Origin of the sequence: Variovorax sp. dw_308 (genome assembly GCF_019207085.1) — a bacterium.
Classification (GTDB): Bacteria; Pseudomonadota; Gammaproteobacteria; order Burkholderiales; family Burkholderiaceae_C; genus Variovorax.
The window spans coordinates 180287-205467 of record NZ_JAATOM010000006.1 but is presented as its reverse complement, the minus strand read 5'-3'; the positions used below and the strand labels follow the sequence as shown (position 1 = coordinate 205467).

Here is a 25181-nt window from a genome sequence, read left to right as displayed (position 1 = left end):
GCCTCCTCATCGGCAGAACGAAACGAGTTCCACGAGCGCAACGGCGCGCGATGGTTCGAGCCACAGGCGCAGCGCGATGCATGCGATGACAACGGCGACCAGCACGGCCGCGCCGCCGAGCGCCAGCCCGCGTCTCGTTGTTGTCGTCGAGGTCTTCATGCCATCACCCCTGCGGGAACGACGCCACGCGCCACTTGCCGATCGTCGATGGGCCAATGCAGCGCCGCGGCCAGCAAGCCGAGTGCGATCGAGCCGACCCAGATCAGGTCATAGGACTTCGTCACGTCGAAGACGTGGGCCGCCAGCCAGACGCCGAGGAACGAGCCGACCTGATGACCGAAGAAGACAAGGCCGAACAGCGTCGCGATGTACTGCACGCCGAACACCTGCGCGATGAGCCCGCTCGTCAGCGGCACCGTGCCCAGCCAGAGCAGGCCCATCACCGCGCAGAAGACATAGAGGCTGGTGGCACTCAGCGGCAGCAGGAAGAACGCCGCCATCGCCGCCGAGCGCGCCAGGTAGATGCCCGACAGCAGGTACTTGCGGCGGTAGAAGTCCCCGAGGTAGCCGCAGGCGAAGGTGCCCACCGTGTTGGCCAGCGCGATGATCGCCAGCCCCGCCACCGCGTCGCTCGCGCGCAGCCCCCGCCCCAGCAGGTAGGCCGGCAGGTGCGTGCCGATGAAGGCCAGCTGGAATCCGCATGCGACGAAGCCCGCGTTGAGCAACCAGAAGCCGCGGTGCTGGAAGGCTTCGTGCACCGCTTCGCGGATCGACTGCGTGCGGGCAGGCGCTGCGGATGTCGTAGTTGAAGTCGAAGCCCTGTCGTCCAGGGCCAGGGCCAGCGGACCGAGCAAGCCGATGGCCAGGCCCAGCACCACCAGCGCCGCGGCCCACCCCAGCCAGTGCTGGAGCCCCTGGGTCACCGGCACCATGACGAACTGCCCGAGCCCGCCCACCGCGCCGGTCATGCCTAGCGCCCAGCTTCGCCGGGACGGCTCGGCGATGCGGCTGATGGCGCCGTACACCGTGCCGAAGGCCGTGCACGACAGCGCGACGCCGATGAGCAAGCCCGCGCTCAGCGTGAGTTGCGTGGGCGTGACGGAGAGCGACATCAGGACCAGGCCGACCAGATACAGCAGCGTCCCCAGCGCGATGACCCGCACCGAGCCGAAGCGGTCGGCCAGCATGCCGGTGAAGGGTTGGGCGCAGCCCCAGACCAGGTTCTGGAGCGCGATCGCCAGCCCGAAGGATTCGCGCGACCAGCCGCGATCGAGGGTCATCGGGATGAGGAACAGGCCCTGCACATGGCGCGCGCCGAGCGCGGCGCCCATGATCAAGCCGCCGCAGATGACTGCCCAGAGGATGTTGCCGGGACCGCCCTTGCTGGCGTGGCGCATATGGAGTTCCTTTCGATTTCGCGGCGCCGTCGGCGCCCCGCGTATCGACGATTGAACCCAGGCCGGGCCGGTCGTGGCCCGACTTCTTTGCAGGGCTGCCATGAAGGCGCGGCATGCCCCGCTGCGCGACAAGGCAGTCCGGCGGCTGCCAGCCAGTCGCCGATTCCGTTCGCCGACCATGTCCCTCTGGAGCGCTGATGTGCACTTCTCCTACCCGGCAATCGGATGAATGCCGCTCGCGCCTCGACGACACGCGCCAGCACCCTGATGCCGTCATCGCCGCCCGCGTCCCGACATCGCGTCGACCCATTTCTTCTCCACCCACTTCCGGAGGACTTTCCATGCCACATGCCCACGCCCATCACGAGGACCTGCTCGACGTCTGGTCCGTCGAAGGCCGCTTCCACCACCTCGTCTACAGCCCCAAGGGCGCCATCGAAGGCCTGCTGATCGACACCGATGGCGTGCCTACGCAGTTCGTCGCCGACCCGCACGACCCGTCCGTCGCCGAGCAGTTCACAGGCCTGCGCGAAGGCCAGGCGCTCGTCATCGAAGGCACCGAGGCCGGCCCATCCCCCAAGGGCGAGGCGCTGCACACCGTCTACCGGTTCGAGCGCCTGGTGTCGGTGGACGGCAAGCCGCCGAAGCCTGCGCGCCCGCACGACGACGAAGTCACCGGCACCGTCGTTCGCTTCAACTATGCAAGGCACGGCGCAGCCAACGGCGTGGTGCTGGACAGCGGCGACTTCATCCACACCCGGCCCGAAGGCATGGAGCGCCTGGGCCTGAAGATCGGCGACAAGGTCAGGGCCACGGGCGAAGCCAGGCCGCTCGTCACCGGGGCTGGCCGCGTGGTCGAGGCGCGCAGCGTCAACGGCACGCCGGTCGGCCCGGCGCACTGACAGCGCCACCGGGCCCATGCCATGCCGCGCGGCCGATCCCGGTCCGGCGAGCCCGCATGCCGATGCGCAATGCCTGCTGGCACGCGCAGTGCTTGCTTGCGGGCATGACACCCAAGACCGCCGCACTCCGTACCGCTTCCAAGACCCCGATCGGCGCCGCGCCCCTGGCCAGGGCCGCCAGCGAGATTCGCGCGAAAAAAGCCGCCGACGCGCCTGCACGCAAGGCCAAGGCTCCCGCGCGCTTCGGTCCCGCGGCCCACAACGCATGGACCCTCGAAGGAGACACCGTCAGCCTCGTGCGCACACCGAAGCGACCCCGGCCGGTGCCGCTCCCCGCGCTGCCGCAACCCATCGAATTCGACCTCGCCCGCACCGCCCTCGTCGTCATCGACATGCAGAACGACTTCTGCCATCCCCAAGGCTGGTTCGCGCAGAAGGGCATCGACATCAAGCCCTGCCGCAAGCCCATCCCGACGCTCGCGCAACTGTTGCCAGCCTGGCGCAAGGCCGGCGGCGCGGTCGTGTGGTGCAACTGGGGCATCCGCGCCGACAAGCGCAACCTGAGCCCGACCATCCAGTTCAAGGGCAAGCGCAGCGCCGACGGGGTCGGCTATGCCGAACATTCCCCCATCGACCACGGTCCCTCGCTGGTCCAGGGATCGTGGGGCGCGCAGGTCATCGACGAACTGGCCGTCGCGCCCACCGACATCACGGTGAACAAGCACCGTCTCAGCGGCTTCTGGGACAACGAGTTCGACACGCTGCTGCGCCAGCAAGGCATCACCACGCTGATGTTCGCGGGCATCAACACCGACCGCTGCGTGTTCTCCACGCTGCAGGACGCGGCCTTCCTCGGCTACGACTGCGTGCTGCTGAAGGATGCGTGCAGCACGCCGTCGCCGGCCTACGTCACGCGCGGCATCCATTTCATCGTGCAGCAACTGCATGGCTTCGTGGCGACCGCAGAATCGCTGATCGCCGCACTCGGCACCCCTACGGCAAAGGCCCGCTGAATCCATGTCGACTGCCACCCCGACGATCGCACCACAGCAACTCGACTGCGCCTGGCTGCTGCAGGATCCCGGCGCGCAAGCGGCGCAGGCCGACATGCGCATCGCCATCGGCGCCGATGGCCGCATCGCCTCGATCGCGCCGATCGGTTCCCCGGCGCCCGGTCCGCGCCAGCTCGCACTGCCGGCGCTCTCCAACGCCCACGACCATGGCCGCACCTTCCGCAGCGCCACGCTCGGCGCCTTCGACAAGCCGCTCGAAACCTGGCTCCCCTTCCTCGGCACGGTGCCCGGGCTCGACCCGTACATCTGCGCCGCCACATCGTTCGCCCGCTCGGTGCGGCACGGCGTGGCCAACCTCATGGTCCACTACACCGGCGTGCAGGGCGGCATGCCCTATGTCGACGAGGCCAGGCAGGTTGCACGGGCCGCGAAGGACGTCGGCGTGCGCATCGGCTTCGCCGTCTCCATCCGCGAACGCAACGGCATCGCCTATGCCGACAACGCGTCCGTCCTCCAGGCGCTGCGACCCGGCATCCGCGACGCGGTCGCAGGCCGCCTTTCCGTCAAGACCATCCCTCCCGCACAGTACCTCGAACAGGTCGACGAGGTGGCGCAGATGCTGGAGGAGGGCGGCTACACCGACCACGTCAATGCGCAATACGGCCCGGCGGCAGTGCACTGGTGCAGTACGCCTTTGCTCGAAGCCATCGCACGCGCATCAGCGGACACGGGCCGGCCGATCCACATGCATTGCCTCGAGACGCCGTACCAGCGCGTCTGGGCCGACAAGCACCATCCGCAGGGCATGGTCCGCTTCCTCGATGACATCGGCCTGCTCAGTCCCCGCCTCACGCTCGCGCATTGCGCCATGGCGCGCCCTGACGAACTCGCGTTGCTGGCCGAGCGCGGCGTGACGATCGCGGTCAACACCAGCTCCAACCTCTACCTGAAGTCCGGCATCGCACCAGTGCCCGAGATGCTCCGCCAAGGCTGCCGCGTAGCCATGGGCCTGGACAGCACCGGCTTCGACGAAGACGACGACGCTTTGCGCGAGATGCGCATCGCCTACCAGCTGCACCGCGGCTGGGGCTTCGAGCGGACGATGACGCGCGAGCAGCTGTGGCGCTTCGCAGCCTGCAACGGCGTGCGCAGCGTCAGTGGGTCAGGCGCAATCGCCACCGGCCGCCTCATCCCCGGCGCGCCGGCCGACATGCTCGTGCTTGACTGGGACAAGCTCGACGATGACATGCTGTTCCCCGACGTCGACCCGCTCGACCTGCTGCTCGCGCGCGCCAACGGCACGCACATCGCGAAGGTGATCGTCGGTGGCCGGACGGTGGTCGACGCCGGGCGCGTGCAAGGCATCGACGAGCCGAGGCTGCGCGCGGAATTGATCGCGAGCGCCCGCGCCGCTCTCGCGGCGGACGCCAGGCACCCGGCCTGGCTCGACACCGTGCGCGCGCTAGGAGAAGACCTTGCGCCGTTCTATCGCGACGGGATGGGCGACTGCTGCACCTGACGGCTTGCCGGTCGCCGCCAGTCAGGCCAATCGAGCACGCCGGAGAACGCGCTGGTGACGACGATCATTCGTCACAACGTGAACTCGTAATCCACCGTGATCGGCGCATGGTCGCTGAACTTGATCGTCTTGTAGATCGCCTCATGGCGCGCCAGCGCAGCGATCTCCGGCGTCGCCAGGTGATAGTCCAGCCGCCACCCCACGTTCTTCGCATACGCCTGTCCACGGTTGCTCCACCACGTGTAGCACTCCTCGGTGGTGTCCGGCTTCAGCAACCGGTACACATCCACCAGCCCCGCGCCTTCCGCGCCCGCATCCAGCAGCCGCGTCATCCACGCACGTTCCTCCGGCAGGAAGCCGCTGTTCTTCTGGTTGCCCCGCCAGTTCTTCAGGTCGGCCTGCTGGTGCGCGATGTTGATGTCCCCGCACAGCACGAACTCGCGCGTCTTCTTCAACTCGATCAGGTGCGGGAAGAACCCCTTCAGGAACCGGAACTTCGCGGCCTGCCGCTCCTCGCCCGACGACCCACTCGGAAAGTAGCAGCTGATCACCGAGAACTTGCGCTGCGGCGTGTCGAAGCGCAGCTCCAGATAGCGCCCCTCGGCATCGAACTCCCTGTCGCCCCAGCCGACCACCACATCGCTCGGCGCATGCTTCGTGTAGATCGCGGTGCCCGCGTAGCCCTTCTTCTCGGCGAAGTGAAAGTGGCCCTTCAGCCCCGCCATCTCCTCGAAGCGCCCCTCGATGTCGCTCGCCTGGACGCGGATCTCCTGCATGCAAATACAATCCGGCGCCAGTTCGGCGACCCAGTCGGCGACGCCCTTGGTGGCGGCGGAACGCAAGCCGTTGAGGTTGAGGCTGGTCAGTTTGAACACGAAAGGGATTCCCGATATGGCAGAAAAGGGTGGAGAAGATCTGGCCCAGCGCTTTGTGCAGTTCGCGCTCGATTCAGGCGTGCTGCGCTTCGGCGAGTTCAAGATCAAGTCGGGCCGGATCAGCCCTTATTTCTTCAACGCGGGCCTGTTCGACGACGGCCTCAAGCTGGCGCGGCTGGCCGAATTCTATGCAGAGCGGCTGCTCGAAAGCGGCCTCGAGTTCGACATGATCTTCGGCCCCGCCTACAAGGGCATACCGCTCGGCGCCACGGTCGCAGCGGAACTGGCGCGGCGCGGCCGCAACGTGCCCTTCGCCTACAACCGCAAGGAAGCCAAGGCCCATGGCGAAGGCGGCAGCCTGGTCGGCGCGCTGCTCAAGGGCCGCGTGTTGATCGTCGACGACGTGATGTCGGCCGGCACCGCGGTGCGCGAATCCATCGCCATCATCGAAGCCGCCGGTGCCACGCCGCATGCCGTGGCCATCGCGCTCGACCGGCAGGAGAAGGCGACCGAGAACGGCGTCGACGTGGACCACAGCGCTGTGCAATATGTCCGGAACCAGCTTGGCCTGCAGGTCATGGCCATCGCAACGCTCGGCGACTTGTTACATTACCTCTCGGGCCGTCCGGACAACTCGCTGGACACCCATCGCGAGGGAGTGTTGGCCTACCGGGCACGCTACGGCGCTGTCTGAGGAGGGTCGCATCAAAAGGGTCGATGCTGTGCGCCTTGCCTTTGTTCTTGCAGGATTGCCACTGGCCCTCGGGCTCGCCGCGTCCGCCGTGCAAGCGCAACCGGCGCAGCAGCAGGCCAACCCCGCGGGCATCTTCAGTTGCGTCGATGCCTCTGGCCGCACCATCACCTCCGATCGTCCCATTCCCGATTGCCTCGACCGCGAGCAGCGCGAGCTGAACTCCAGCGGCACCGTGCGCCGCCGCGTCGAGCCCAGCTACACGGCCAAGGAACAGGCCGAGCGTGACGAGCGCACGCGCCAGGCCCAGATCGCGGCCTCCAGGCAGATCGAGGAACGCCGGCGCGAGCGCGCGCTGCTCATGCGCTATCCCAATGACGCCGCCCACGAGCGCGACCGCACCGAAGCCATTGGCCAGATCGACGCGGTGATCCAGTCTGCACGCAAGCGGCAGGGCGAACTTGGCGAAGAACGAAAGAAGCTCGACGCCGAACTGGAGTTCTATCGCAACGACCTCAACAAGGCGCCGCCCTCGTTGCGGCGGCAGGTCGAGGAGAGCAACCAGAGCATCGCGGTGCAGAGCCGCTTCATCGGCGAGCAGGAAGACGAGAAGAAACGCGTCAACCAGCGTTTCGATGACGAGCGCGTCCGCTTGAAGCAGCTCTGGGCACCAGAAGTCATCCGCAAGTAGAGCGCGCCCCCGCATTTGCTCCCTCTCCCCTGGGGGAGAGGGCTGGGGTGAGGGCAAGCGACCTCCAAAGTCGCCGCTGCCTCAGCCCCCCAATCACCCCAGCTTCGCCTTCAACAGCGCATTGACCTGCGCCGGATTGGCCTTGCCCTGACTGGCCTTCATGACCTGCCCGACCAGCGCATTGAAGGCCTTGTCCTTGCCGGCGCGGTATTCGTCGATGTTCTTCTGGTTGGTGGCCAGCACGCCGTCGATGATCTTCTCCAGCGCGCCGGTGTCGTTCATCGGCTTCAGGTCCTTCGCCGCGATGATCGCGTCGACATCGCTGCCTTCGCCACTCCACAGCGCATCGAACACCACGCGCGCCGCGCTGTTCGGGATCGTGCCATCGCTGATGCGCGCGATCAGCTGGCCGAGTTGCGCGGCCTTCACCGGCGCGGCCTCGATACCGACGTCCTGCGCGTTGAGGCGGCGCGCAATCTCGCCGGTGATCCAGTTGCTGGCCAGCTTGGGCGTTGCGCCCTTGCTCACAGCCTCGTCGAAGTAGCGCGCCAGCGCCACGCTTTGCGTGAGCTGCGCCGCGTCATATTCCGACAGCCCATGGTCACGCACATAGCGCTCGGCCATCGCGCGCGGCAGCTCGGGCATGCCGGCCTTCACGCGGTCGATCCATTCCTGCGCGATCGCCAGCGGCGGCAGGTCCGGATCGGGGAAGTAGCGGTAGTCGGCCGCGTCTTCCTTGGTGCGCATCGCGCGCGTCTCGCCCGTGTCGGGGTCGAACAGCACGGTGGCCTGCTGGATCTTGCGGCCGTCCTCGATCTCGCCGATCTGCCAGCGGATCTCGTAGTCGATCGCCTGCTGCATGAAGCGGAAGCTGTTGAGGTTCTTGATCTCGCGCCGCGTGCCGAGCGGCTCGCCGGGGCGGCGCACCGACACGTTGGCATCGCAGCGGAAGCTGCCTTCCTGCATGTTGCCGTCGCAGATGCCGATCCACGTCACGATCTTGTGCAGTTCCTTCGCATAGGCCACGGCCTCGGCGGTGGAGCGCATGTCGGGCTCGGTCACGATCTCCAGCAGCGGCGTGCCGGCGCGGTTCAGGTCGATGCCCGACTGGCCGATGAAGTTCTCGTGCAGCGACTTGCCTGCGTCTTCTTCCAGGTGCGCCCGCACCAGTCGCACGCTCTTCGACTCATCGCCCACGAAGAAGCTCACCGTACCGCCTTGCACCACGGGAATCTCGAACTGGCTGATCTGGTAGCCCTTGGGCAGGTCGGGGTAGAAGTAGTTCTTGCGTGCGAACACGCTGCGGGGCGCGATGTGCGAGCCCAATGCCAGGCCCAGCTTGATGGCGCGCTCGACCGCGCCCTTGTTCATCACCGGCAGCGTGCCTGGCAGGGCCAGGTCCACCGCGCAGGCCTGTGTGTTCGGCTCCGCGCCGAACGCCGTCGAGGCACGGCTGAAGATCTTGCTCTCGGTCGAAAGCTGTGCGTGCGTCTCGAAGCCGATGATGACTTCGAAGCCCTGCACCAGGGGGCCCGTGGGCCGGCCGGCTTGCGCTTCGGCGAATGGGTTCACGACTGCTGTATCACTCATCTCTGTTGCTCCAACTCATGTTCTCTTGCGGGGCAGCCGCAGCGACGGTCAAAAGCCTTCCGGCGTCCGCGTATGCCAGTCTGTCGCCTGCTGGAACCGGTGCGCCGCATTCAGCAACTTCGCTTCGTTGAAGTAGTTGCCGATCAACTGCAGTCCCACCGGCATGTTGCCTTCGCCGAAGCCGACAGGCAGGCTCATGCCCGGCAGTCCGGCGAGCGAACCCGGCAGCGTGAAGATGTCGGCCAGGTAGTCGGCCACCGGATCGTCCCCGTGCTCGCCGATCTTCCAGGCCACGGTCGGCGCGGCCGGCCCGGCGATAACGTCGCAGTCCGTGAACGCCTGCTGGAAGTCGTCCGCGATCATGCGGCGCACCTTCTGCGCCTGCAGGTAGTACGCGTCGTAGTAGCCGTGGCTCAGCACGTAGGTGCCGATCATGATGCGGCGCTTCACCTCGTCGCCGAAGCCTTCCTCGCGCGTCAGTTCGTACATCTGCTCGAGCGCACTCTTCTTCGTATTCGCGGGATCGTAGAAGTCCTTGGCCCGATGGCCGAACTTCACGCCGTCGAAGCGGCTCAGGTTGCTCGAGGCTTCCGCCGCGGCAATGATGTAGTAGACCGGGATCGAGAGTTCGGTGCGCGGCAAGGTGACAGCGACCCGCCTGGCGCCGAGCTTCTCGTACTCCGCCAAGGCCGCGTCGATCGCGGCGCGAACGCCGGGCGCGACGCCATCGCCCAGGAACTCCTTCGGCACGCCGATGCGCAGGCCTTCGAGCGAGTCATCCAGGCTGCGCGAGAAGTCCTCGGCAGGCCGGTCGATCGAGGTCGAATCGCGGTCCAGGTCCGGGCCGCTCATCGCCGACAGCAGCATCGCGCAATCTTCCGCCGAGCGAGCCATCGGCCCCGCTTGGTCGAGGCTCGATGCAAAGGCCACCATGCCGTAGCGCGAGGCGCGGCCATAGGTCGGCTTGATGCCGGTGACGCCGCAGAACGAAGCCGGCTGGCGGATGGAGCCGCCGGTATCGGTACCCGTTGCGGCGGGCGCCAGCCGCGCCGCGACCGCCACGGCACTTCCGCCCGACGAGCCGCCAGGGATGCGCGACGGGTCCCACGGATTGCGCACCGGTGTCGCCGCGTCGAAGCCCACCGCCGGCACCGCGACGTTCTCGTTCGACGAGCCCATCGCGAACTCGTCGCAGCTCAGCTTGCCCAGCGTGACGGCGCCGCCCTCGGCCAGCTTGCGCACCACCGTCGCGTCGAAGGGCGAGCGGTAGCCCGCGAGGATCTTCGAGCCCGCCGTGGTGGGGAAGTCGGTCGTGACGAAGATGTCCTTGTGCGCGATCGGGACGCCGGCCAGCGCGGGTGCGCCGCCTGCGGCCAAGCGCTCATCCGCCGCGCGGGCCTGGGCCAGGGTTACGTCCGCATCGAGCGAGACGAATGCGCCGAGCGCGCCATGCGATGTGATGCGCCCCAGAAAATGCTGAGCCGTTTCATTGGCCGACACCTCGCGCGCAGCCAATGCCTTCGACAGTTGGGCGACGCCCATCTCATGCAGGTCGGGGCGGCTCATTCGATCACCTTCGGCACCAGAAACAGTCCCGCTTCGACCGCCGGCGCGCTGCGCTGGTTGGCTTCACGGCAGTTCAGCTCGCTCACGACGTCATCGCGCAATCGCAAAGAAATGTCTTCGATGGTTGCCACTGGATGCGCCAGAGGCTCGACGCCGGTCGTGTCGACCGCCTGCATGCGCTCGACCAGCGTAAAGAAGCCGTTGATCTGGCCCAGCATGCGCGTGCTCTCCTCGCTGCCGAGCTGCAGCCGGGCGAGCGACGCGATGCGCGCGATATCGGAATCGGTAAGGGACATGGAAAGGTCTGGAATCGGGAGAGAAACGGACGCAATCGCACTTGCGGCAGGGGTGCTGGCGCGCGAGGCGGAGGGGATCGGTTATTATCCCGCCTTTGCCGCAACCCCCGCGAACGCGCCGGCTTTTGCCGCAAAAACCTCTATTCATCCCCGTCAGACGACCCACAAGATTACAGGCGACCGCATGCCGAAGCGCATGCCGTGCCACAAGGATTCCGCAAAATGTTTGGAGTTTTCCGTCGATACTTCTCGACCGACCTTGCCATTGACCTCGGCACCGCCAACACCCTGATCTTCGCCCGCAACAAGGGCATCGTGCTGGATGAGCCCTCGGTCGTGGCCATCCGGCACGAAGGCGGTCCGCATGGCAAGAAGGTGATCCAGGCGGTCGGTGCGGAGGCCAAGGCCATGCTCGGCAAGGTGCCCGGCAACATCGAAGCCATCCGCCCGATGAAGGACGGCGTGATCGCCGACTTCGTGATCACCGAGCAGATGATCAAGCAGTTCATCAAGATGGTGCACCCGCGCTCGTTGTTCACGCCGAGCCCGCGCATCATCATCTGCGTGCCCTGCGGCTCCACCCAGGTCGAGCGGCGCGCCATCAAGGACGCGGCCGAAGCGGCTGGCGCCACCTCCGTCTATCTCATCGAGGAGCCCATGGCCGCGGCCATCGGCGCCGGCCTGCCGGTCAGCGAAGCGAGTGGCTCGATGGTCGTCGACATCGGCGGCGGCACCACGGAAGTCGGCGTGATCTCGCTCGGCGGCATGGTCTACAAGGGCTCGGTGCGCGTCGGCGGCGATCGCTTCGACGAGGCCATCATCAACTACATCCGCCGCAACTACGGCATGCTGATCGGCGAGCCGACGGCCGAAGTCATCAAGAAGACCATCGGTTCGGCTTTCCCCGGCTCCGAGGTCAAGGAAATGGAAGTCAAGGGCCGCAACCTGTCCGAAGGCGTGCCGCGCAGCTTCACCATCAGCAGCAACGAAGTGCTGGAAGCCCTGACCGATCCGCTCAACAACATCGTCTCGGCCGTCAAGAACGCGCTGGAACAGACCCCGCCCGAACTCGGCGCAGACATCGCCGAGCGCGGCATGATGCTGACCGGCGGCGGCGCCTTGCTGCGCGACCTGGATCGCCTGCTGGCGGAAGAAACCGGCCTGCCGGTGCTGGTGGCCGAAGACCCGCTGACCTGCGTGGTGCGCGGCTGCGGCATCGCGCTGGAGCGCATGGACCGTCTCGGAAGCATCTTCACGAGCGAGTGAGTGCGGCCCGCTTCCGGCGGGCGTACATTCTGCGGCGCTCCCGCCGCCATGTGGGGGTGGCGCCAGCGAGCCGGCAGGCGCCGGTTTTCGCGGCACCTCACGAACTCGGGCGTTTCTGGCGTAAAACTCCTCCATGCCACTCGGCACCCTCGATCGCACCGCGCCGCCCCTCTTCAACCAGGGGCCGTCGGCGCTCAGCAAGCTGATCTTCTTCAGCGCGTTGTCACTGTTTCTCATGGTGGCGGATGCGCGCTTCCACATCGTGCAGCCGGTGCGCGCGGCCATTGGTGCGGTGCTGTACCCGGTGCAATGGGTGGCGATGAAGCCGGTGCAGTTCGTGCTCGGCGGCACCCGCTATGTCGAGGACCTGCAAACGGCTCAGCGCAATGAGGCCGAGGCCCGCAAATCGCTCGCGCTGCAGTCGGAGCGCGCCAGCCAATCCGACGCCCTCGCCCAGGAAAACGCGCGGCTGCGCTCGATGCTCGAACTGCGGGCCAGCACCACCACGCCGGGCCGCGTTGCCGAGGTGCTCTATGACGCGGCCGACCCCTACACCCGCAAGCTGATCCTCGACCAGGGCATGACGCACGGCATCCTGCCCGGCTCGCCGGTGATCGACGAGCGCGGCGTGCTCGGACAGGTCACGCAGGTGCAGCCGTTCACGAGCGAGGTCACGCTGGTGACCGACCGCGACCTGGCCATCCCGGTGCAGAACACCCGCACGGGCGCGCGCAGCGTGGCCTTCGGCGAGGCCAATGCCTATGGGGGTGGGCTGGAATTGCGCTTCATGCAGGCCAACTCGGATGTGCAGGAAGGGGATGTGCTGACGACCAGCGGCGTGGACGGTGTCTACCCGGCGGGCTTGCCGGTCGGCAAGATCGACCGCATCGAGCGACGCGCGGATTCTGCCTTCGCGCGCATCCATTGCGTGCCGGCGGGCGGCGTGGCGGCCGCGCGCTACGTGATGGTGCTGGTGCCTGCGAACGTGAATCTGCCGCCCAAGCCGGCGCCGGTCGTGGCGCCGCCGGTCGCTCCCGCGAAGAAGAAGGGCGACAAGCCGGCCAAGGGCGAGAAGGCGGACAAGACGAACAAGGCTGCCCCTGTCGACAAGGCCGACAAGGCCGACAAGCCGGCCAAGGCCGCCGCGCCGCCCCCGCCCGACAAGGCAGACGTGGCCGCGGACAAGGCCGCCGACAAGGCGGCAGAGAAGGCCGACCGCAAAGAGAAAGGAGCCGCGCGATGATCATGCGTCCCGGCCAGCAGCAGCTCCTGCTGCCCGTCAGCCCGCTCTTCATCTGGGGCAGCCTGCTGCTGACCCTGCTGCTGAACATGCTGCCGCTCGGCCGCATCGCCTGGTTCCCTGACCTGATGGCGCTGGCCATCGTGTTCTGGAGCGTGCACCAGCCCACGCGCATCGGCATCGGCGTGGCTTTCGTGTTCGGGCTTTTCATGGACGTGCACCAGGCCGCCATGCTCGGCCAGCATGCGCTCTCGTACACGGCGCTGAGCTTCTTCGCGATCATGATTCACCGGCGCCTGCTCTGGTATTCGGTGGCATCGCAGGCGCTGCAGTTGCTGCCGTTGTTCGCGTTGTCGCACTTCGTCGAGCTCGGTATCCGCATGATCGGCGGCGGCGTGTTTCCAGGCTGGAACCTTGCGCTGGCGCCGTTGATCGAAGCGGTGCTCTGGCCGTTCGTCAGTGCCTTGCTGCTCGCACCGCAACGCCGCACGCCGGAGCCCGACGCCAACCGGCCCCTGTGATCGCCATGCCTTCGCGGGACGTTGCCATTGATATCCCACAAGCCTAAGCTCTAGCCCCCTCGATGACTGAAATCCGCAACGTCGCCGCCGACATCGCGCGCTTCAAGCGTCGCGTGATCGCGATCGGCCTCGTCGTGCTGACGGCCTTCAGCCTGCTCGGCCTGCGACTGACCTACCTGCAGGTGGTGCGCCATGAGGACCTGGCAGAACAGGCCGAGAACAACCGCACCGCGGTCGTGCCGGTGGTGCCCAACCGCGGCCTGATCCTCGACCGCAACGGCATCGTGCTGGCTTCCAACTATTCGGCCTACACGCTGGAAATCACGCCCTCCAAGGTGGCCGACCTCGAGGACACCATTGACGGCCTGGCCACCGTGATCGAGGTCGGGCCGCGTGACCGGCGGCGCTTCAAGCGGCTGCGCGAGGATTCACGCAGCTTCGACTCCATCCCCATCCGCACCCGCCTGAGCGACGAGGAAGTGGCCCGCTTCGCCGCGCAGCGCTATCGCTTCCCCGGCGTGGAGATCAAGGCGCGCCTGTTCCGCAACTATCCGCACGGGGAGATCGCCAGCCACGTGCTCGGCTACATCGGTCGCATCAACCAGACCGAAAAGGCCGCGATGGAGGATTGGAGCGACGAGGACTACGACAACTACCGGGGCACCGAGTACATCGGCAAGCTCGGCATCGAGCAGAGCTACGAGAAGACCCTGCACGGCCTGACCGGCGTCGAGCAGATGGAAACCTCCGCCGGCGGCCGCGCGGTGCGCCGGCTCAACGGCCATCCGGCCACGCCCGGCAACACCGTGATGCTGTCGCTCGACATCAAGCTGCAGAAGATGGTCGAGGACATGTACGGCGAGCGCCGTGGCGCGATGGTAGCCCTCGACCCCAAGACCGGCGAGGTGCTGGCCTTCGTCAGCAAGCCCACATTCGATCCCAACCTCTTCGTCGAAGGCATCGACAGCGAGAGCTGGAAGGAACTCAGCGAGTCCATCGACAAGCCGCTGCTCAACCGGGCGCTGCGCGGCACCTATCCGCCCGGCTCCACCTACAAGCCCTTCATGGCCATGGGCGCGCTGCAGACCGGCAAGCGCGGGCCCAGCGTGCAGATCAACGACCCGGGCTTCTACAACTTCGCCGGCCACCGCTTCGGCAGCCCCGAGGGCAACATCGGCAACGTCGACATGCGCCGCTCGATCCAGCTGTCGAGCAACATCTACTACTACTCGTTGGCCAACGAGATGGGCGTGGACCTGATCCATGACTTCATGAAGCCGATGGGCTTCGGCCAGATCACCGGCATCGACCTGGGCGGCGAGGTGCGCGGCGTGCTGCCCAGCACCGAATGGAAGCGCAACGCCTACAAGCGCCCCGAGATGAAGAAGTGGTATGCCGGGGAGACCATCTCCCTGGGCATCGGGCAGGGCTACAACAGCTTCACGATGCTGCAAATGGCGCAGGCCACCTCCATCATCGCGGACGTCGGCCGCAAGCATCAGCCGCACCTGGTGGTCGCCACGCGCGACACCGTCACCGGAAAGACCACGCCGGTCGAGCCGCCGCCGACCATCGACCTCCACTTCGCACCGGCCAACGTGGCCGTGGTGCGGGAAGGCCTCCAAGCCGTGATCACCGGCGGTACGGCGCGTGCCGTGTTCGTTGGCGCCGGGTACGTCGCGGCCGGCAAGACCGGGACGGCCCAGGCCGTGACGCAGGCGCAGAACACCAAGTACAACGCCAAGGCGCTGGAGGAACATCAGCGCGACCATGCCTTGTTCATTGCCTTCGCGCCGGCCAACGATCCGAAGATCGCGGTGGCTGTGATCGTGGAGAACGCGGGTTGGGGTGCGGGCGCCGCAGCGCCGATCGCGCGGCGGGTGTTCGACTACTGGCTGCTCGGCCAGTATCCGAGCGAGGCCGACATGGCGGCCATCAAGTTGGGCAAGGCCTCTGCGCCCATCGGCAAGCCCCGGCTGGCAAGCGAGGCCGCGTGGCCTGTGCCGGCGTCAACGCCAGGTGGCATGTCGACCAGCGCGCCCGCCGCTACGCCCTGACATTGCGTTTGATGGCCTTGCGCAGAGCTGTCGCTCTCCGTTTTTACGCAGGCCCATAAGCACCCGCGAAACCGCCCTTGCCGGGCCGCCGGGTGCGCCCTCTCGGAGGTGGGCCGGTTTACCACTCCCCCGTTTCACGCACGCGCTGGTCCAGGTCCAGGTGCGCAAGATGATCCTGCCGGCGCTGGGCATTGACGCGACTGCGGTGAGCCGAGAGGAGGTCGAACCGGCGTGCCACGGCTGCGGCGAGGGGGGTCCGTTGTTGAGCGACGGCTGGCGTGCGGACGGTGCTGAGTTGAGTGCGCATTTTTATGGATCCCTTTTGAACGCCTTCGATGATCGTTCCAGCACGCGCCTCACTGTAAAAAATGTTCGTGAACTGCTTGGGGATTCCTGTTGTTATCCGTCGCTCGCACGGGCTAGATCGGTGATCCTGCGGCGGATCGCAATCGCCATGGAGACTCTGATCAAGTCCCGCTAACGTAGAAATGCGTCGTACCCCGTCTTGAGGATCAAGGCGCTCACCACCACGATGAACACGCCGCGCACGAAGCCCGCGCCGTGCTTGAGGGCCACGCGCGTGCCGAGCAAGCTGCCAGCGACGTTCGCCACGGCCATGACCAGGCCGTAGTGCCACCATACGTGCCCCTTGGCCGCCAACAGCATCAAGGCGGCGAGGTTGGTGGCGACGTTGATGCACTTGGCCGAGGCGGACGCGTTGAGAAAGTCGTAGCCGAGCCAGCGCACGAACAGGAACACCAGGAAGCTGCCAGTGCCGGGACCGAAGAAGCCGTCATACAGCCCGATCAGCAGGCCGATCGCGCAGGCGGCCAGGATCTCGTGCCTGCCCGCGAAGCGCGGCACATGGTGGCGTCCCATGTCCTTGCGGGCCAGGGTGTAGCCCAGGACCGCCAGCAGGATGAAGGGCAGCGCGCGCCGCAGGAATTCGCCCGGGAACACGGTGATCGCCCAGGCTCCGAGCAACGATCCTGCAAAGCCGACCGCGGCGGCGGGCAGCAGCGACGCCCATTGCAGTTGAACCTTTCGGCCGAACTGGGCTGCCGCAGCCGCCGTGCCCCAAACCGAAGCGCTCTTGTTGGTGCCCAGCAACGTCGCCGGCGGTGCACCGGGGAAGGTCGCGAAAAGCGCCGGCACCAGGATGAGTCCGCCACCGCCCACGATCGAATCGACAAATCCCCCGAGGAGGGACGCTCCCGTGACCACCAGCATTTCCATCGCGGGCATTGTCTCACCGTGAATTGCTATCGAATTGATAGCAAATGAGGCCCGTGCATGGCCGCCCAGGGCGCCCGGGCATAAAAAAAGCGCCGGCTAGCGGCGCTTTATCAAGGTGCGGCACACAGTGTCAATGCACGGAGGCCTTTTTTAATTTTGTTGTACTTGGTCGCGAAGTTTTGTCTCCTCGGCCCCGCCCAGCGGGCATGGCCCGTTGCGAGTGGCGAGACTTTAGCGTTAGCACCTTCGGAGTGCATTGGGGGATACCCGTTGCTCAGTGGCAACGTCGGCATTAGGTTTGTGTCTTTCGTTCGCAAATGTTAACAACCCGCCGCATCGGGCTTTGCACCGTGCAGAGGCGGATGCTCGACGGTTCCCGCCGTGCAAGTAGCTTCTCGCGACGCTGCTGGTGCGCGCTCGATCAGGCCGCCGCGCGAATCCACGCCGCGGCCTTCTCGGCCATCATCAAGGTTGGACTGTTGGTGTTGCCGCTGGTGATGGTCGGCATGGCCCCGGCATCGACTACGCGCAGCCCCGCGATGAAGCCGCCGCGGCCATCGCGCAGGCGCAGTCGCGAATCGAGCACCGCCATGGGATCGCTGTCGGCACCCATCCTGGTGGTGCCAACCGGGTGGAAGATCGTGGTGGCGATGTCGCCCGCGAGCCGGGCCAGCTCATCGTCGCTCTGGTACTGGACGCCGGGCTTCCATTCCTGCGGCTTGTACCGTGCCAGCGCCGGCTGCGCCACGATGTTGCGCGTGACGCGCAGCGAATCGGCGGCGACCTTGCGGTCTTCCTCGGTGCTCAGGTAGTTGGGCGCGATGGCCGGCGCGTCCTGCCAGCGCGGGGTCTTGATGCGCACGGTGCCTCGGCTCGTCGGGTTGAGGTTGCACACGCTGGCGGTGAACGCGGGGAACGCGTGCAGAGGCTCACCGAAGGCGTCGAGCGACAGCGGCTGCACGTGGTACTCCAGGTTCGGCCATTCGTACGCGGGCGAGCTTCGCGTGAAGGCGCCGAGCTGCGATGGCGCCATGCTCATCGGGCCGCTGCGCTTCATGAGGTATTCGAGGCCGATCTTCGCCTTGCCGAGCATCGAGGAGGCGAGCACGTTGAGCGTCGGCGCGCCGTCGATCTTGAACACCGCCCGGATCTGCAGATGGTCCTGCAGGTTGGCGCCCACGCCGGGTAGTTCGGCCACCACCGGAATGTCGTGCTGCCGCAGCAGTTCCGCCGGACCGATGCCCGAAAGCTGCAGGATCTGCGGCGAGCCGATGCTGCCGCCGGACAGGATCACCTCCTGCGTCGCATGCGCCGTGACCATCTGGTGCCCGTCCCACACCTCCACCCCGGTGCAGCGCTGGCTGCCGTCGGGCTGCGTCTCGACGATCAGCTTCGTGACGTGGGCATTGACCCACATCTCGAAGTTCGGCCGGCCGTAGCAGGCCGGCCGCAGGAAGGCCTTGGCCGTGTTCCAGCGCCAGCCGTTCTTCTGGTTGACCTGGAAGTAGCCGACGCCTTCGTTGGTGCCGCGGTTGAAGTCGGTGGAATGCGGGACGCCGGCCTGCACGGCGGCTTCCGCGAAGGCGTCGAGGATGTCCCAGCGCAGGCGTTGTTTCTCCACGCGCCACTCGCCGCCGGTGCCATGCAGGTCGTCGGCGCCGAGGTAATAGTCCTCGTGCTTCTTGAAGGCCGGGAGCACCTTGTCCCAGCGCCATTCGTCGTCGCCCGTGAGTGCGGCCCACTGGTCGTAGTCACGCGCCTGGCCGCGCATGTAGATCATCCCGTTGATGCTGGAGCAGCCGCCCAGCGTCTTGCCGCGCGGATAGCGCAGGCTGCGCCCGTTGAGGCCGGCGTCCGGCTCGGTGTTGTAGAGCCAGTCGGTGCGCGGGTTGCCGATGCAGTAGAGGTAGCCGACCGGGATGTGGATCCAGTGGTAGTCGTCCTTGCGGCCGGCCTCGATCAGCAGGGTGCGCTTCTGCTTTTGCTGCGTGAGGCGGTTGCACAGCAGCGCGCCGGCGGTGCCGCCGCCGATGACGATGTAGTCGAAAGTGGTGTCGGTCACAGGTCTTCCTGGTGGTAGCCGGATTCGCGTTGGTGCCGGATGGCGAGGATGAGCGCTTCGTCTGCGCGCACATCGAAGTGGTAGAGGGCGAGGTAGCCAGAGCGGCCGCGCGAGATCACCAACTCGCAAAGCTCCTTGCCGACGCGTCGCCCGATCTCCGGATGCCGCGGGAGGATCTGCACAGCCTCGCTGATCAAGTCGGCGGTAGCGCGCGCTGTTTCCGGCTCGGTTTCGGCCAGGAAGTCGACCAGGCGGACCACATCGGCGCGAGCGTCGGACGAATAGGCAATACGTGTCACCCGCGTCCGACCTTCTTCGCGGCCGGCTTGGAACCGCGCCCGCGAATGGGCGTGGGTTCAGGCACCTTTTCGCCGGTGGTGTGCGCCGCGACGCGAGCTTTCACCCATTGGTGGACGTCTTCGGCCGCATACACCGGGCCGCCATTGCGGACATCCTCCAGCGATGCTCCGGCGGCTTCAATGAATGAACGTCGCGCTTCCGCCTGCTCGACGGCGCGTTCAAGCGCGCTGACCATGAAGGCATGTGACGAAAACCCGTGGTGGGACGCCAGCGACTGGATGCGCGTCTTCAGTTCCTCGGGGAGCTTGAGCGAAGTGGTGGCCATGTCGAATCCTTTGGGTGTCACCATGGTAACACCCGCACCTCTTCACTTCGCCGTCGGCATCACGAACTCCGCGCCCTTGCCGATGCTCTCCGGCCAGCGCTGCATGACCGACTTCTGCTTCGTATAGAAGCGCACGCCTTCCTCGCCATAGGCATGCATGTCGCCGAACAGCGAACGCTTCCAGCCGCCGAAGCCGTGCCAGGCCATCGGCACCGGGATCGGCACGTTGATGCCGACCATGCCGACCTGGATGCGCCGGCTGAACTCGCGCGCCACGTTGCCGTCGCGGGTGAAGCAACTCACGCCGTTGCCGAACTCGTGGTCGTTGATGAGGTCCACCGCTTCGGCCAGGTCGTGCACGCGTACGCAGCCCAGCACCGGGCCGAAGATCTCTTCCTTGTAGATGCGCATCTCGGGCGTGACATGGTCGAACAGCGTGCCGCCCATCCAGAATCCGTCGTCGCAACCTTCGCCGGCCTTCTTCGCATCGAAGCCGCGGCCGTCGACCAGCAGCTTGGCGCCTTCCTTCTCGCCCACGCCGATGTAGCCGGTGATGCGCTCGTGCGCCGCCTTGGTCACGATCGGGCCCATCTCGGCCGCGAGGTTCTCGCCGTCGAGCACCTTCAACGTTTGCGTGCGCTCTACGAGCTTGGGCAGCAGGCGGTCGGCCACGTCGCCGACCAGCACCGCCACCGAGATCGCCATGCAGCGCTCGCCGGCCGAGCCGTAGCCGGAGCCGATCAGCGCGTCGACGGCCTGGTCGATGTCGGCGTCGGGCATCACGACCATGTGGTTCTTCGCGCCGCCCAGCGCCTGCACGCGCTTGCCATGGTGCGCGCCGGTCTCGTAGATGTAGTTGGCGATGGGCGTCGAGCCGACGAAGCTGATGGCCTTCACGTCGGGGTGTTCCAGCAGCGCATCGACAGCGACCTTGTCCCCTTGCACGACGTTGAAGACGCCATCCGGCAGGCCGGCTTCCTTGAGCAGTTCGGCGATGCGCAGCGAGGGGCTCGGGTCGGTGGGGCTCGGCTTGAGGATGAAGCAGTTGCCAGCGGCAATGGCCACCGGGAACATCCACATCGGCACCATCACCGGGAAGTTGAACGGCGTGATGCCGGCCACCACGCCGAGCGGCTGGCGCAGCGTCCAGTTGTCGATGCCGGTCGAGACCTGGTCGGTGAAATCTCCCTTCAGCAATTGCGGGATGCCGCAAGCGAACTCCACGATGTCGATGCCGCGCGTGACTTCGCCCTGTGCGTCGGTGAAGACCTTGCCGTGCTCGGCGGTGATCAGGTGGGCCAGTTCGTCCTTGTGCAGGTTCAGCAATTCGAGGAACTTGAACAGCACGCGCGCGCGGCGGATCGGCGGCGTGTCGGCCCAGGCCGGAAAGGCCGCCTTGGCCGCCGCCACGGCCGCGTCGACCTCGACTGCGCTCGCCAGGCCCGCGGCCCCGGTCACCGTGCCGGTGGCGGGATTGGTCACGTCCTGCGTCCGGCCCGAGGTGTTGGCGACCATGCGGCCGTTGATGAAGTGATCGATCGGAGCCTTGATGATTTGCATGGCGATGTCTCTGGTGGTGTCGATGAAGTGCGGGCAGTTTAGGCATGCCGGCCGAGCGCGCCAAGCCATGAAAAGCTGAATTGATTGTTCGTCATCATGAACAATGCAGGCATGGCGCAACAAAAAATCGAATCGCTGTGGATGCACCTGCATTGGCTCACGGTCCTGGCCCAGCAAGGCAGCTACACGGCGGCGGCGCAGCGGCTCGGCGTGAGCAAGGCGGCGATGAGCCAGCGCATCGCCGAACTCGAGCGCGCCGCCGGCGTGCCGCTGGTGCAGCGCACCACCCGCAGCATGCGGCTCACCGACGCCGGCCGGCACCTGGTGGAAGACATGCGGCAGCCGTTCGAGGACATCGCCCACAGCTTCGCGGGCGTGCGCGACCTCGCAGGCGTGCCGCGCGGGCTGGTGCGCGTGACGGCGCCGGTCGCCTTCGCGCGGCAGCAACTGGTGCCGCGGCTGGCGGACTTCTTGCGCGCACAGCCTGAAGTGCGCATCGAACTCGACCTCTCCGACCGTCTCAGTTCCCTCGCCATGGAAGGCTTCGACCTCGCCGTGCGCCACAGCGCTGCGCCGCCCGACACGCACGTCGCCTGGACGCTGTGCGACACGCGTTCCGTGCTGGTCGCGAGCCGCGCCTATCTGCGCCGACGTGGCAATCCCGACACACCGCAGGCACTCGCCGATCACGATTGCCTGCACTACCCACGCGCACAGGACACGCCCGCCTGGCACTTCGAGGCCAGGGCGACAGGACGGACCCCCGTGAATGCCCCGCGCGTCACGGTGGCGGTCACCGGCCCGCTCGCCGCCAACAACAGCGAAGCGCTGCGCGATGCCGCCATCGCGGGCCTCGGCATCGCGCTGCTGCCGGACTTCAGCGCGCAGGCCGCGTTGCAGTCCGGCAAGGTGGTCGAGGTGCTGCCGCAGTGGCAACCCGTCGGTGCCTTCGGCGATCGGCTCTACGCCATCCGCCCGTATGCGACCCATGTGCCGCGCGCCGTCGCATCCTTCGTCGCCTGGCTGCGCGAAACGCTGGCGGGTGGCTTCGGCAGCGGTGCCCGGGTGGGGGTCGTTCCTACACCGCGCGCGCAGCCCCAGCGGTTACGATGACGCGAGCCTTGACACCCCTCCCAACCAGCGCGCTTCCCGGAACACATCGAGCCCATGCCCGCCGTTGCGCCTCCCGCGCCTGACACCGCACCGCGCGTCGAACAGACGTCCGGCACGGTCACGGCCAGTGGCCGCTGGACCGCCATGGCGATTGCCCAGCCGAACGCATGGCAGACGCTGCTGCAAGGCCTGGCCTCTACGCGTTCCGCGACGGCCTGGGACCTGCGGCCCATCGATGCGCTCGACCACGTTGGCGCGCAGGTGCTCTGGAACCATTGGGGCAAGGCATGGCCCGCGCAACTGGAAATGGACGCGCAGCACAAGGCCGTGCTCGACCAGGTCGCGCAGTACACCTGCAGCATGCCCGAGGAGCCGCCGAAGAGCTTGGCCGACCGCGTCCGGGCCTTCGCGCACACCGGCCCGCGCGTCCTGTTCGTGGCGCGCGATTTCCTGCGCATCATCGGCCAGCTCACGCTCGACATCGTCCGGCTCTTCCGCGCGCCGCACCGCGCGCCGTGGCGCGATTTCTCGGGCCAGCTCTACCAGTTCGGCGCCACCGCGCTGCCGATCACCGCGCTGGTCGGCTTGCTCATCGGCGTGGTGCTGGCCTACCTCACCTCGCAACAGTTGCGCAACTTCGGCGCCGAGGCCTTCATCGTCAACATCCTCGGGCTGTCGCTCATCCGCGAACTCGGCCCGGTGCTGGCGGCAGTGCTGATCGCCGGGCGCTCCGGCTCGGCCATCACCGCGCAGATCGGCGTGATGCGCGTGACGGAAGAACTCGACGCCATGCGCGTGATGGGCATCTCGCACGGCTTCCGGCTGGTCATGCCGCGCGTGCTGGCGCTCGCCATCGCGATGCCGCTGATCAGCATGTGGACCTCGATGGCCGCGCTCATTGGCGGCATGATGGCGGCCAACGCGGCGCTCGACATCTCGCCCATCTATTTCCTGACGGCGCTGCCGCGCGCGGTGCCGCTGTCGAACCTCTGGATTGCCCTGTCGAAGTCGGCGGTGTTCGGCATCCTGATCGCGCTGATCGGCTGCTACTTCGGGCTCAAGGTGAAGCCCAACACCGAGAGCCTGGGGCGCGGCACCACATCGTCGGTGGTGACTTCGATCACCATCGTGATCCTTGTCGATGCCCTGTTCGCCGTGCTCTTCAAGGGCTTCGGGTTGCGCCAATGATGGGGCCGGCCAACACAGTCGAGAACGTGGTCGAGATCCGCAATCTCTGGACCGTCTTCAAGTCGCCCGACGGCGACCAGGTCGTGCACCGCGATCTCAACCTGGTGATCCGCCGCGGCGAGGTGCTGTCGCTGGTGGGCGGCTCGGGCACCGGCAAGACGGTGCTGCTGCGCCAGATCCTGGGGCTGGAGCATCCGGACAAGGGCGAGGTCAGCGTGCTCGGCCGGCCGCCCGGCCACTTCCGCGGCATGGCCGCAGCCAACGTCGGCATGCTGTTCCAGCACGGCGCGCTGTTCTCCGCCTTCAGCGTGCTCGACAACATCGCGTTTCCGCTGCGCGAGCTGAAGGTCTTCCCCGACGAACTGATCCGCGACGCGGCGCTGGTCAAGTTGCAGATGGTGGGGCTCGATCCGCAGCAGGCGGCCAAGAGCCCGTCGGACCTGTCGGGCGGGATGATCAAGCGCGTGGCGCTGGCGCGTGCGCTCATCATGGACCCGCCGCTGCTGCTGCTCGACGAGCCCACCGCCGGCCTCGACCCCGAAAGCGCCGATGGTTTCTGCGACCTGCTCAGCGGCCTGCACCGCGAGTTGGGGCTCACCGTGGTGATGGTCACGCACGACCTCGACACGCTGTTCGACCTGAGCACCCGCATTGCCGTGCTCGCCGACAAGAAGGTGATCGTGACCGGCAGCGCGCGCGACGTGATCGCCTATCCGCATCCGTTCATCCACGAGTATTTCCTCGGCGGCCGTGGCCAGCGTGCCATGGAAGCCCTGCACGAGAAACGATAGCGAGGTCGCCATGGAAAACAAGTCCCATGCCATTGCCGCAGGCGCGTTCGTGATCGGCTTGCTGGCCGCGCTCGTCGCGCTGGTAGTCTGGCTCACGCGCGACGACACGGTGCGCAACATCTACGAACTCTCCACGCGCGATGCCGTCAGCGGGCTGCAGCCGCAAGCGATGGTGCGCTACCGCGGCATCGCGGTCGGCAAGGTCGCGTCGATCGACTTCGACCCCAAGGTGAAGGGCAATGTGCGCGTGCGCATCAGCGTCGACGAGAAGGTGCCGCTCACCACGTCGACCTTCGCGTCGCTGAGCTACCAGGGCGTGACAGGCTTGGCCTTCATCGCGCTGGACGACAAGGGCGAGTCGCAAGAGTCGCTCGCGCCCAACAACGACAACCCGCCGCGCATTCCACTGCGGCCCTCCCTGCTGGCGGCGCTGCAGGAACGCGGCGAGGCCATCCTCAACCAGGTCGAGCTGGCGGCCAAGCGCGCGAACGTGCTGCTCGCCGACGAGAACCAGAAGCGCATCGGCGATGCACTCGAGAACATCTCGCAGGCGGCCGCCGGCGCCAATCGCCTCACGCAGACGCTCGACAAGACGATCAAGGCCGACCTGAGCCCAGCGCTCAAGCGCATGCCCGAGACGCTCGACCGTGTGAAGAAGGCCGCCAGCGACGTCTCGCGCGTGGCCAACAACCTCAACACCACGGTCGCGCGGCTCAACCAGCCCGACGGCGCCCTGACGCGTGTCGGCGATGGCGCCAAGTCGCTTGCGGTCGCGGTCGAGAACTTCAGCGGCACGACCATGCCTCGCATCAACCGCGTGGCCGACGACGCCTCGCGCACCGTGCGCCGGCTTGGCCGAACGGCGGACAACATCAACGACAACCCGCAGTCGCTGCTGTACGGCAACGGCGGCGTCGCGCCCGGCCCGGGTGAGCCCGGCTTCTCCGCGCCACCCGCGACCGCGCGACCCTGAAGGTGACAC

25 protein-coding genes are annotated in these 25181 nt (G+C 67.0%); 14 read left to right on the top strand and 11 right to left on the bottom strand.

Features of this window, described 5'->3' with window-relative positions; all coding sequences use genetic code 11:
* Window positions 1–6: 6 nt before the first annotated feature.
* Both HCU76_RS15085 and HCU76_RS15080 read right to left on the bottom strand, forming a co-directional pair.
* Window positions 7–159, bottom strand: a complete 153-nt coding sequence (locus tag HCU76_RS15085) for a hypothetical protein (protein WP_218509827.1) — start codon at window positions 157–159, stop codon at window positions 7–9.
* Window positions 156–1397: an MFS transporter gene (locus tag HCU76_RS15080; RefSeq protein WP_218509826.1), complete on the bottom strand. Its 1242-nt coding sequence runs from the start codon at window positions 1395–1397 to the stop codon at window positions 156–158. Before HCU76_RS15080 ends, HCU76_RS15085 begins: the two co-directional genes overlap by 4 nt.
* A gap of 341 nt (window positions 1398–1738) precedes the next feature.
* Between HCU76_RS15080 and HCU76_RS15075 the strand changes: the two genes are divergently transcribed.
* The 3 genes from HCU76_RS15075 to HCU76_RS15065 all read left to right on the top strand — a co-directional run bounded on the left by HCU76_RS15075 (window position 1739) and on the right by HCU76_RS15065 (window position 4831).
* Complete coding sequence (locus HCU76_RS15075; protein ID WP_218509825.1) at window positions 1739–2299, top strand: hypothetical protein; 561 nt, start codon at window positions 1739–1741, stop codon at window positions 2297–2299.
* A gap of 104 nt (window positions 2300–2403) precedes the next feature.
* A complete protein-coding gene (locus HCU76_RS15070; RefSeq protein WP_218509824.1) occupies window positions 2404–3312 on the top strand; it encodes a cysteine hydrolase family protein in 909 nt (302 codons plus the stop codon).
* 4 nt (window positions 3313–3316) lie between these two features.
* The gene (locus tag HCU76_RS15065; RefSeq protein WP_218509823.1) at window positions 3317–4831 is read left to right on the top strand and encodes an amidohydrolase family protein; all 1515 of its coding nucleotides are present in this window, start codon (window positions 3317–3319) and stop codon (window positions 4829–4831) included.
* Between the two features lie 71 nt (window positions 4832–4902).
* On the opposite strand, the gene HCU76_RS15060 is transcribed toward HCU76_RS15065, so the two are convergent.
* Complete coding sequence (locus HCU76_RS15060; protein WP_218509822.1) at window positions 4903–5706, bottom strand: exodeoxyribonuclease III; 804 nt, start codon at window positions 5704–5706, stop codon at window positions 4903–4905.
* A gap of 16 nt (window positions 5707–5722) precedes the next feature.
* Between HCU76_RS15060 and pyrE the strand changes: the two genes are divergently transcribed.
* Together pyrE and HCU76_RS15050 are read left to right on the top strand one after the other, a co-directional pair.
* Window positions 5723–6400 (top strand): orotate phosphoribosyltransferase, encoded by a 678-nt coding sequence (gene pyrE, locus HCU76_RS15055; protein WP_218509821.1) that lies wholly within the window; start codon window positions 5723–5725, stop codon window positions 6398–6400.
* A 55-nt stretch (window positions 6401–6455) separates the two neighbouring features.
* Complete coding sequence (locus HCU76_RS15050) at window positions 6456–7088, top strand: DUF4124 domain-containing protein (RefSeq protein WP_256354196.1); 633 nt, start codon at window positions 6456–6458, stop codon at window positions 7086–7088.
* A gap of 93 nt (window positions 7089–7181) precedes the next feature.
* Here the strand turns inward: HCU76_RS15050 and gatB are convergent, their stop codons facing one another.
* From gatB to gatC, 3 genes are read right to left on the bottom strand one after another with little or no spacing between them, the layout of a single operon-like run.
* Window positions 7182–8678: an Asp-tRNA(Asn)/Glu-tRNA(Gln) amidotransferase subunit GatB gene (gatB, locus tag HCU76_RS15045; protein ID WP_218509820.1), complete on the bottom strand. Its 1497-nt coding sequence runs from the start codon at window positions 8676–8678 to the stop codon at window positions 7182–7184.
* Between the two features lie 48 nt (window positions 8679–8726).
* Window positions 8727–10244, bottom strand: a complete 1518-nt coding sequence (gene gatA / locus HCU76_RS15040; protein ID WP_218509819.1) for an Asp-tRNA(Asn)/Glu-tRNA(Gln) amidotransferase subunit GatA — start codon at window positions 10242–10244, stop codon at window positions 8727–8729.
* On the bottom strand, window positions 10241–10540 hold the full coding sequence (gatC, locus tag HCU76_RS15035; RefSeq protein WP_218509818.1) for an Asp-tRNA(Asn)/Glu-tRNA(Gln) amidotransferase subunit GatC: 300 nt from the start codon (window positions 10538–10540) through the stop codon (window positions 10241–10243). The genes gatA and gatC overlap by 4 nt, the downstream gene beginning before the upstream one ends.
* A 222-nt stretch (window positions 10541–10762) precedes the next feature.
* Between gatC and HCU76_RS15030 the strand changes: the two genes are divergently transcribed.
* The 5 genes from HCU76_RS15030 to HCU76_RS15010 all read left to right on the top strand — a co-directional run bounded on the left by HCU76_RS15030 (window position 10763) and on the right by HCU76_RS15010 (window position 16105).
* Window positions 10763–11806 carry a rod shape-determining protein gene (locus tag HCU76_RS15030; RefSeq protein ID WP_213954355.1) on the top strand — a complete coding sequence of 348 codons (1044 nt, stop codon included), beginning with the start codon at window positions 10763–10765 and terminating at the stop codon, window positions 11804–11806.
* Between the two features lie 133 nt (window positions 11807–11939).
* Window positions 11940–13049, top strand: coding sequence for a rod shape-determining protein MreC (mreC, locus tag HCU76_RS15025; RefSeq protein WP_213954354.1), 1110 nt, complete (start codon window positions 11940–11942; stop codon window positions 13047–13049).
* Window positions 13046–13567 (top strand): rod shape-determining protein MreD, encoded by a 522-nt coding sequence (mreD, locus tag HCU76_RS15020; RefSeq protein WP_218509817.1) that lies wholly within the window; start codon window positions 13046–13048, stop codon window positions 13565–13567. The genes mreC and mreD overlap by 4 nt, the downstream gene beginning before the upstream one ends.
* Before the next feature lie 62 nt (window positions 13568–13629).
* Entirely contained in the window at window positions 13630–15624 is a 1995-nt protein-coding gene (gene mrdA / locus HCU76_RS15015) for a penicillin-binding protein 2 (RefSeq protein WP_218509816.1), read from the top strand.
* A gap of 160 nt (window positions 15625–15784) precedes the next feature.
* A complete protein-coding gene (locus HCU76_RS15010; protein WP_218509815.1) occupies window positions 15785–16105 on the top strand; it encodes a hypothetical protein in 321 nt (106 codons plus the stop codon).
* On the opposite strand, the gene HCU76_RS15005 is transcribed toward HCU76_RS15010, so the two are convergent.
* From HCU76_RS15005 to HCU76_RS14985, 5 genes are all read right to left on the bottom strand, one after another.
* Window positions 16102–16860, bottom strand: coding sequence for a TSUP family transporter (locus tag HCU76_RS15005; RefSeq protein ID WP_218509925.1), 759 nt, complete (start codon window positions 16858–16860; stop codon window positions 16102–16104). The two genes, HCU76_RS15010 and HCU76_RS15005, sit on opposite strands and share 4 nt — an antisense overlap.
* A gap of 421 nt (window positions 16861–17281) precedes the next feature.
* Window positions 17282–18922, bottom strand: a complete 1641-nt coding sequence (locus tag HCU76_RS15000) for a GMC family oxidoreductase N-terminal domain-containing protein (protein ID WP_218509814.1) — start codon at window positions 18920–18922, stop codon at window positions 17282–17284.
* A complete protein-coding gene (locus HCU76_RS14995; protein ID WP_218509813.1) occupies window positions 18919–19221 on the bottom strand; it encodes a type II toxin-antitoxin system RelE/ParE family toxin in 303 nt (100 codons plus the stop codon). The genes HCU76_RS15000 and HCU76_RS14995 overlap by 4 nt, the downstream gene beginning before the upstream one ends.
* Window positions 19218–19547, bottom strand: a complete 330-nt coding sequence (locus tag HCU76_RS14990) for a hypothetical protein (RefSeq protein WP_218509812.1) — start codon at window positions 19545–19547, stop codon at window positions 19218–19220. Before HCU76_RS14990 ends, HCU76_RS14995 begins: the two co-directional genes overlap by 4 nt.
* Window positions 19548–19589: 42 nt before the next feature.
* Window positions 19590–21107 carry a CoA-acylating methylmalonate-semialdehyde dehydrogenase gene (locus tag HCU76_RS14985; RefSeq protein WP_213954348.1) on the bottom strand — a complete coding sequence of 506 codons (1518 nt, stop codon included), beginning with the start codon at window positions 21105–21107 and terminating at the stop codon, window positions 19590–19592.
* A 111-nt stretch (window positions 21108–21218) separates the two neighbouring features.
* Here HCU76_RS14985 and HCU76_RS14980 point away from each other — a divergent pair, with 111 nt between their 5' ends.
* The 4 genes from HCU76_RS14980 to HCU76_RS14965 are packed head-to-tail and all read left to right on the top strand — an operon-like array spanning window position 21219 to window position 25172.
* Window positions 21219–22220, top strand: a complete 1002-nt coding sequence (locus tag HCU76_RS14980; protein WP_213954648.1) for a LysR family transcriptional regulator — start codon at window positions 21219–21221, stop codon at window positions 22218–22220.
* Window positions 22221–22274: 54 nt separating this feature from the next.
* Window positions 22275–23408, top strand: a complete 1134-nt coding sequence (locus HCU76_RS14975) for an ABC transporter permease (protein ID WP_213954347.1) — start codon at window positions 22275–22277, stop codon at window positions 23406–23408.
* Entirely contained in the window at window positions 23405–24199 is a 795-nt protein-coding gene (locus tag HCU76_RS14970; RefSeq protein WP_256354195.1) for an ABC transporter ATP-binding protein, read from the top strand. The genes HCU76_RS14975 and HCU76_RS14970 overlap by 4 nt, the downstream gene beginning before the upstream one ends.
* A 10-nt stretch (window positions 24200–24209) precedes the next feature.
* Entirely contained in the window at window positions 24210–25172 is a 963-nt protein-coding gene (locus HCU76_RS14965) for an MlaD family protein (RefSeq protein WP_213954346.1), read from the top strand.
* Window positions 25173–25181: the final 9 nt, after the last annotated feature.

Bases quoted from the DNA above. Each gene is read 5' to 3' on its own strand.
- HCU76_RS15005 (WP_218509925.1), bottom strand. From the start codon at position 16,860: ATGGAAATGCTGGTGGTCACGGGAGCGTCCCTCCTCGGGGGATTTGTC.
- HCU76_RS15030 (WP_213954355.1), top strand. From the start codon at position 10,763: ATGTTTGGAGTTTTCCGTCGATACTTCTCGACCGACCTTGCCATTGAC.
- HCU76_RS14975 (WP_213954347.1), top strand. From the start codon at position 22,275: ATGCCCGCCGTTGCGCCTCCCGCGCCTGACACCGCACCGCGCGTCGAA.
- gatC (WP_218509818.1), bottom strand. From the start codon at position 10,540: ATGTCCCTTACCGATTCCGATATCGCGCGCATCGCGTCGCTCGCCCGG.
- gatA (WP_218509819.1), bottom strand. From the start codon at position 10,244: ATGAGCCGCCCCGACCTGCATGAGATGGGCGTCGCCCAACTGTCGAAG.
- HCU76_RS15070 (WP_218509824.1), top strand. From the start codon at position 2,404: ATGACACCCAAGACCGCCGCACTCCGTACCGCTTCCAAGACCCCGATC.
- HCU76_RS14990 (WP_218509812.1), bottom strand. From the start codon at position 19,547: ATGGCCACCACTTCGCTCAAGCTCCCCGAGGAACTGAAGACGCGCATC.
- HCU76_RS14985 (WP_213954348.1), bottom strand. From the start codon at position 21,107: ATGCAAATCATCAAGGCTCCGATCGATCACTTCATCAACGGCCGCATG.
- HCU76_RS15075 (WP_218509825.1), top strand. From the start codon at position 1,739: ATGCCACATGCCCACGCCCATCACGAGGACCTGCTCGACGTCTGGTCC.
- mrdA (WP_218509816.1), top strand. From the start codon at position 13,630: ATGACTGAAATCCGCAACGTCGCCGCCGACATCGCGCGCTTCAAGCGT.
- HCU76_RS14980 (WP_213954648.1), top strand. From the start codon at position 21,219: ATGGCGCAACAAAAAATCGAATCGCTGTGGATGCACCTGCATTGGCTC.
- HCU76_RS15065 (WP_218509823.1), top strand. From the start codon at position 3,317: ATGTCGACTGCCACCCCGACGATCGCACCACAGCAACTCGACTGCGCC.
- gatB (WP_218509820.1), bottom strand. From the start codon at position 8,678: ATGAGTGATACAGCAGTCGTGAACCCATTCGCCGAAGCGCAAGCCGGC.
- HCU76_RS14965 (WP_213954346.1), top strand. From the start codon at position 24,210: ATGGAAAACAAGTCCCATGCCATTGCCGCAGGCGCGTTCGTGATCGGC.
- HCU76_RS15085 (WP_218509827.1), bottom strand. From the start codon at position 159: ATGAAGACCTCGACGACAACAACGAGACGCGGGCTGGCGCTCGGCGGC.
- HCU76_RS15080 (WP_218509826.1), bottom strand. From the start codon at position 1,397: ATGCGCCACGCCAGCAAGGGCGGTCCCGGCAACATCCTCTGGGCAGTC.
- pyrE (WP_218509821.1), top strand. From the start codon at position 5,723: ATGGCAGAAAAGGGTGGAGAAGATCTGGCCCAGCGCTTTGTGCAGTTC.
- mreD (WP_218509817.1), top strand. From the start codon at position 13,046: ATGATCATGCGTCCCGGCCAGCAGCAGCTCCTGCTGCCCGTCAGCCCG.
- HCU76_RS14970 (WP_256354195.1), top strand. From the start codon at position 23,405: ATGATGGGGCCGGCCAACACAGTCGAGAACGTGGTCGAGATCCGCAAT.
- mreC (WP_213954354.1), top strand. From the start codon at position 11,940: ATGCCACTCGGCACCCTCGATCGCACCGCGCCGCCCCTCTTCAACCAG.